Annotated in this window: 5 protein-coding genes; 2 read left to right on the top strand and 3 right to left on the bottom strand. The window is 69.6% G+C overall.

Annotated elements, in window-relative coordinates; translation table 11 throughout:
• Positions 1–112: 112 nt before the first annotated feature.
• The gene (locus AC2A1K_RS35410; RefSeq protein ID WP_483901040.1) at positions 113–565 is read right to left on the bottom strand and encodes a plasmid replication, integration and excision activator; all 453 of its coding nucleotides are present in this window, start codon (positions 563–565) and stop codon (positions 113–115) included.
• Positions 566–755: 190 nt separating this feature from the next.
• Between AC2A1K_RS35410 and AC2A1K_RS35415 the strand changes: the two genes are divergently transcribed.
• A complete protein-coding gene (locus AC2A1K_RS35415) occupies positions 756–1,868 on the top strand; it encodes an NsdA family TPR-like regulatory protein (RefSeq protein WP_483901041.1) in 1,113 nt (370 codons plus the stop codon).
• Between the two features lie 10 nt (positions 1,869–1,878).
• Here AC2A1K_RS35415 and AC2A1K_RS35420 read toward each other — a convergent pair whose 3' ends face one another.
• Entirely contained in the window at positions 1,879–2,442 is a 564-nt protein-coding gene (locus AC2A1K_RS35420; protein ID WP_483901042.1) for an NUDIX hydrolase, read from the bottom strand.
• A 337-nt stretch (positions 2,443–2,779) separates the two neighbouring features.
• Here AC2A1K_RS35420 and erm point away from each other — a divergent pair, with 337 nt between their 5' ends.
• Positions 2,780–3,589 (top strand): 23S ribosomal RNA methyltransferase Erm, encoded by an 810-nt coding sequence (gene erm / locus AC2A1K_RS35425; protein WP_483901043.1) that lies wholly within the window; start codon positions 2,780–2,782, stop codon positions 3,587–3,589.
• Between the two features lie 153 nt (positions 3,590–3,742).
• Here erm and AC2A1K_RS35430 read toward each other — a convergent pair whose 3' ends face one another.
• Positions 3,743–4,801, bottom strand: a complete 1,059-nt coding sequence (locus tag AC2A1K_RS35430) for an IS110 family transposase (protein ID WP_483901044.1) — start codon at positions 4,799–4,801, stop codon at positions 3,743–3,745.
• Positions 4,802–4,961 lie beyond the last annotated feature (160 nt).

Here is a 4,961-nt window from a genome sequence, read left to right on the forward strand (position 1 = left end):
AAGCCGTGATTGCGCTCGCTCGCCGGCGGGTCAACGTCCTGCACGCCATGTTGCGCACCCGCCAGCCTTACCGTCTCGACCATCGGCCGGTCCAAGCCGCTTGACAGAAGCATTAGGCAGCCGCCTCCCCGTTCTTGGCCTCGCCCTTGGGCTGGCCGGAACGGCGGGCGTCTCCACCAGAGGTGGGGGTGCGCATGCCGGTGGCGCGCAGGCTGAACGCAACCTTCGGGCGCGGGCCGTTCGTGTCGAGGTAGGGCGTGACCTCCAGGCCCTCGAACTCCACCGGCCGGAACGGCAGCCCGGGCAGCGCCTCCGGCGGGACCGGCTGGTACTCGGCTGCGATCTTGACGTCCACTGAGCGCTCGGCTTTACGGGCCTCAGGATCGGGGTCGTGGACACCCACGCCCCACACCGGCAGGCCGGTGATCTTGTCGATGGCCTGCACGAACTTCTCTCGTGTCGACCGGTCGTAGTCGGGAACAGGCTCCGCGCCGTCGGTGGTCATGAACGCCCCGTGCGGGAAGACGTCCTCCATCGAGACCCGAAGCCGCCGCTTGATCGCCATCTCTGTTGCCTCCTGTGACCTGCGGAGTCGTTCTCCGCGGTGAGACCAGGAGACGGCCGCGGACGGTCCTTGCGGGAGCCGACAGCGGTTAGCACGGGGGCAACAAGCGCGTTGTTACCCCTGGTGTGACCAGCGAGAATGAGGCACTCTCGAACGTGCGAGCGAGATCTACGAGGGGGAGGCCGAGCCCGTGACCGCCCTACGAGACGCCCGCCTCGCCCGTGGCTGGTCCCAGCCGCGCGCCGTCCGCGAGCTCATCCGCCACGCGGATGCCCGTGGCCTCACGTTGACCTCGGCCGCGTCGCTGAAGGTGCAGCTCTCTCGGTGGGAGAACGGCCACCACGTCCCCGACGAGATGTACCGCGACCTGCTGCGCGCGGCCTACGGGCGCACCGACGCCGAGCTGGGTCTCCCACCGGTCGCGTCGGCGTGGTCGGTCCAGGCCGAGGAGCTACGAGCGGCGCTGACGACGTACCGCTCGGTCGGGCCGTCGTCGGCGGGCAGCTTCGCCGACCAGGTCCAGAACACTCGTGTCCTGGACCGCCAGCTCGGCGCACCGGGCGCGCTCGACCGGCTGAAGGCGATCACCGACAGCATCGAGTCGCTTCTCCGGCACGCGGTCCGGCCGGCGAGCCGGGCGCCGTTGGCCGGGGTGCTCGCCGACGCCGGGGCTTTGGGCGGGTGGCAGGCCCTCGACATCGGCGACCTCGGGCGCGCGTGGTCGCTCTACGAGGTCGCCAAACACGCCGCCCGCGAGGCCGACGACACGGCGGCCCTTGCGCACGCCATGGGGGAGCAGGCGTACGCGTTGCTCGACATCGGAGAGCCGGCCGACGGGCTCGCATTGATCACTGCGGCCCGAGCCGAGGCCGGATCACGGGTCCCGCCGGTCTTGCAGGCGTGGATGACCGCGGTCGCCGCTGAGATGTCCGCCGGGACCGGCGACGAGACCGAAGCGCGGCGCCTACTCGACGCCGCCGACGAGCTGCTGCCGAGTGATCCGGCGGACACCGCGGCTCTGCCCTACATCGCCCTCGGCCCAGGACACTTGGCCCGGTGGCGCGGGAACATCCTGGCTAGGCTCGGAGACCCGGATGCCACCCGAGACCTGCTTACCGCCCTGGAGCAGATGGACCCGAGCTTCACACGGGCCGGGGCGAGCCTGCGATGCGATCTCGCCGCGGCGATGCTCGCCCACCACGATCGGACCGAGGCGCGCCGTCACGCCGCTGAGGGCCGTGCCCTGGCCCGTCAGGCCGGATCGGTCCGACAGCGCCGCCGCCTGGATGCCCTCGCGGCCTGACCGCTCGCGCCTACCGGTTCCCGCGGTCGGCAAGCAGGTGCAGTAGGGCGACCAGCGAGCCCGAGCCGGCCACGTCACCAGCGTTGATCAGCCGCATGAGGTCCGTGAGCGGTACCCACTCGACAATCGCGGCTTCTTCGGCGTCCTGGGGTTCGCCGACCTTGTCAGCGCCGTATGCGGCATACAGCTCGTGCGGGGTGTCGACCATGCCCGGCATCGGCTGGAACGACACCAGGTGCCGCATCTCGCCCTTCGGCCGCCAACCGGTCTCTTCCTCGACCTCACGGGCCGCGGCCGCGGCGCCGTCCTCGTCGCCATCGACGATGCCGCCGGGAAGCTCCCAGCCCCACTGGTCGACCGCGAAGCGGTGCCGCCACATCATCAACACCTCGTCGGCCTCGTTGACCACGGCCGCGATCGCAACCCGCGCGAGACGGACGACGTGGTACTCGAACCGGTGCCCGTCGGGCGGCTCGATGTCCATTAGCGTCAGCCGGACCCACGGGTTGTCGTAGATCGTCCGCTCGCCGAAGACCTTCGTCCGCAGCTCCTCCGGCTCGTCCTGGTCCCGCACGTGTCGACGGTAGCCGGATCGGCTCATATCGGCTCGTATCGCCTACTCCTCGACCCATAGAGCGATGCGCTCAAGACACCCCATGCTGAGCCGAGGTCAAGGAACGCGGGGTGTCACGCGCCTCGCTCCAGGACACGAAACCCGAGTGAGATGGCCTGCTTGGATCAAGTAGCGTCCGTGCTCGTGGCATCTGCAGGTATCGCGTCGATGAGGCTTCGCAACCGCTGACGGCGGCGCCCACCCCTCATCACGTCTTCGGTGAGCTCCGCCGCCCAGGCCATCGCGCCGAGCGGCCACTTCGTGCTGCCCGGCTCCCTGCCGAACCGGAGCGACCACCATGTGTGCCTACCAGCACGGCCGACATGAGCACGGCCAGAACTTCCTCATCGACCCACGCGTCGTCGCCACGATGATCGACCTGGTCTCTGTGACACAGGGTCCGATCGTGGAGATCGGACCTGGAGACGGCGCCCTGACGCTGCCCTTGCAGCGACTGCAGCGAGCACTCACGGCGGTCGAGATCGACTCCCGACTCGCCACCGGCCTGAGAAACCGGGTCGAGAACCGGGTGCGGGTGGTGACCGCGGACTTCCTGAGCTACCGCCTGCCCCGCTCGGCCTTCGTGCTCGTCGGGAACCTACCGTTCCATCAGACGACGGCGATGCTGCGTCGCATCCTGCACGCACCCGGGTGGACCGAAGCTGTGCTGCTGCTCCAGTGGGAGGTCGCACGCCGCCGTGCCGCAGTGGGTGGCGCGACGTTGATGACCGCCCAGTGGTCGCCATGGTTCACCTTCGAACTGCACGCACGCGTGCCGGCGACGGCGTTCCGACCGCGCCCGAGCGTCGACGGCGGGGTGCTGGTTCTGCGTCGCCGTGCCGAGCCGATGCTTCCGACCGGCCAGTGCGCAGACTTCCAGCACCTCGTCCATCGCGTGTTCACCGGACGCGGCCGCGGACTGGCCGACATCCTGTGGCGGGCTGGTGCCTTCCCGAAGACCAGCGACGCGCGGCGGTGGCTGCAGACGCAGGGAGTATCCCCGACCGCACTGGCCAAGGACCTCTCCGCGCCGCAGTGGGTCGACCTGTTCTGTGCGACCGGAACCTCACCACCGACGCAGCCTCGGCGAAGTCAACGACGCCGTTGACGACCGTTACCTCTGCCGCGCCGCTCGTGCCGCGTGGCGGGCTCCGGCGACGTCGCCTATCGCCGCACGCGGCCGAGCACCTGCATTCGGCCCGCCAACAGCCGATCATGAAAGGGGCTGATGCTCCAGAACCCGCCTCCCCCCGGGACGCGGTCATGCGGCTGCTTGATCTTGTTCGTGGTGGCCCCAGGCGGTGGCTTCGTCATACAGCGTCCGGGTCTTGAGGCAGCCGTGCAGGATGCCGACCAGCCGGTTGGAGAGCTGACGCAGCGCGGCGTGGTGCTCGGTGCCGCGGGCACGCAGCTGCCGGTAGTACGCCTTGGCCCCTGGTGAGGCGCTCAGTGCCGAGAACGCTTGGGCCTGTAACGGGTCGACCAGGCGTCGGTTGCGGACCCAACGGGCGTGCACGGTCTTCTTCTTCCCGGAGGCGCGGGTGACCGGGCTGTTGCCAGCGTAGTTCTTGCGCGCTCGGGCGTCGGCGTAACGGGCAGGGTCATCCCCGAACTCGCCGAGCACCCGAGCGCCCAGGACATCACCGAACCCGGGCTGGCTCCGGTAGATCTCAGCGTCCGGGTGCCGACCGAAATGTCCCCTCACCTCTTCCTGGAGCTGCACGATCTCGATGTTGAACGCCCTGATGACCGCGACCGTCGCCCGCACGCTTGCCGCGTAGCCGGCCACGAGCTCGGACGGCTGGGCCAGTTGCTCGCTGCGCAGCGCCGCCTGGATGCGTTCGGCCTTCTTCGACACGTCGTGGCGACGGGCCCGCCGGAGCGCGGCTGCGATGGTCGTCGTGGACAGACGCCGAGCACGGTCGGGGTCCGGTGCTGCCTCGAGCAGCTCCAAGGTATCGGCCCCGGAGAGGTCGGCGAAGGCCTCGAGTGCGGCGGGGTGGTACTCGCGCAGGGCGGCGCGCAGCCGCAGCACCTGACGCTGTCGGTCCCAGATCAGGTTCTGATGTGCCCGCGCGGCTACCTTGATGCCCTCGGCCAGCGACGAGTCCCCGGCCACCGAACGTAGCTGGTGCGCGTCGGTGCGCACCATGTCGGCGATGGCATGAGCGTCGCCGGTGTCGCTCTTCGCGCCCGAGCTGGCGTGCCGGTCACGGAAGCGATCGACCTGGCGTGGGTTGACCGCGAACACGTGATAGCCAGCGGCGACTAGTTGTACCCGGCCAGGAGGTTGGTGACGGTGCGGCGTGGCTGATTGCACAAGGAAGGCCCTTCGGGCGGGGTGGAGGTGTCTGAGGGCCTGTCAGATGGTCTGTGTACGAAGATCAGCTGGAGCTGAAGGAGTACACAGTTGACCGTGGCTGAAGATCGGCAGGATGGGCATCCGTTGGGGGTGTCGGCGGCGCCGGAGGGGTCGGCAC

Source organism: Actinomycetospora sp. 2LY8.5 (assembly GCF_057180585.1).

Bases quoted from the DNA above. Each gene is read 5' to 3' on its own strand.
- AC2A1K_RS35410 (WP_483901040.1), bottom strand. From the start codon at position 565: ATGGCGATCAAGCGGCGGCTTCGGGTCTCGATGGAGGACGTCTTCCCG.
- erm (WP_483901043.1), top strand. From the start codon at position 2,780: ATGTGTGCCTACCAGCACGGCCGACATGAGCACGGCCAGAACTTCCTC.